This is a genomic window from Campylobacter sp. RM9333 (genome assembly GCF_020137705.1).
GTDB lineage: Bacteria > Campylobacterota > Campylobacteria > Campylobacterales > Campylobacteraceae > Campylobacter_E.
The window spans coordinates 1-1416 of record NZ_JACGAY010000048.1; the positions used below are offsets into that span (position 1 = coordinate 1).

A 1416-nucleotide genomic window follows, 5' to 3' on the forward strand; every position below is an offset into this window, starting at 1 on the left:
TTAGCCTTGTATTAGAATTTGACTTCGAAAGCAAGGAAACTTACAACAAAGAGTCCCTCCCGACTGTTTACCAAAAACACAGCACTCTGCTAACACGTAAGTGGATGTATAGGGTGTGACGCCTGCCCGGTGCTCGAAGGTTAATTGATGGGGTCAGCAGCAATGCGAAGCTCTTGATCGAAGCCCGAGTAAACGGCGGCCGTAACTATAACGGTCCTAAGGTAGCGAAATTCCTTGTCGGTTAAATACCGACCTGCATGAATGGCGTAACGAGATGGGAGCTGTCTCAAAGAGGGATCCAGTGAAATTGTAGTGGAGGTGAAAATTCCTCCTACCCGCGGCAAGACGGAAAGACCCCGTGGACCTTTACTACAGCTTGACACTGCTACTTGGATAAGAATGTGCAGGATAGGTGGGAGGCTTTGAGTTATAGACGCCAGTTTATAATGAGCCATCGTTGAGATACCACTCTTTCTTATTCGGGTAGCTAACTAGCGTGAGTTATCCTCACGTAGGACAATGTCTGGTGGGTAGTTTGACTGGGGCGGTCGCCTCCCAAAAAATAACGGAGGCTTACAAAGGTTGGTTCAAAACGGTTGGAAATCGTTTGTAGAGTATAAAGGCATAAACCAGCTTAACTGCAAGACAAACACGTCAAGCAGAGACGAAAGTCGGTCTTAGTGATCCGGTGGTTCTGTGTGGAAGGGCCATCGCTCAAAGGATAAAAGGTACCCCGGGGATAACAGGCTGATCTCCCCCAAGAGCTCACATCGACGGGGAGGTTTGGCACCTCGATGTCGGCTCATCGCATCCTGGGGCTGGAGCAGGTCCCAAGGGTATGGCTGTTCGCCATTTAAAGCGGTACGCGAGCTGGGTTCAGAACGTCGTGAGACAGTTCGGTCCCTATCTGCCGTGGGCGTAAGAAGATTGAAGAGATTTGACCCTAGTACGAGAGGACCGGGTTGAACGAACCACTGGTGTAGCTGTTGTTCTGCCAAGAGCATCGCAGCGTAGCTAAGTTCGGATGTGATAAGAGCTGAAAGCATCTAAGCTCGAAGCCAACTCTAAGATGAATCTTCTCTTAAGGTCGCAGCAAGACTAGCTGCTTGATAGGTTGGGTGTGTAAGTGGTGAAAGCCATTTAGCTGACCAATACTAATAGACCGTCCGCTTACTTTAAATAAGCATTACTTCCTTGCTAAGGTTTATTACTTTAGTAAGTTTAAGAGTTTAAATTACTTGCTTTTAACATTGTTATTTAAGTTTATTAAATACTAATAGATTTAAATAACAATGTCCGTGATTATACAAATGTGGTAACGCCTTGTCCCATCCCGAACCAAGAAGCTAAGCACATTGTGGGTGATGATACTACGCCTTACTGGCATGGGGAAAGTAGCTCGTTGCGGACTTGTTA

Annotated in this window: 2 rRNA genes; both read left to right on the forward strand. The window is 46.7% G+C overall.

Annotated elements, in window-relative coordinates:
• Positions 1 to 1178: ribosomal RNA gene (locus AVBRAN9333_RS09385) — 23S ribosomal RNA — on the forward strand; the annotation flags it as partial.
• A 116-nt stretch (positions 1179 to 1294) separates the two neighbouring features.
• Positions 1295 to 1411, forward strand: a 5S ribosomal RNA gene (gene rrf / locus AVBRAN9333_RS09390).
• Positions 1412 to 1416 lie beyond the last annotated feature (5 nt).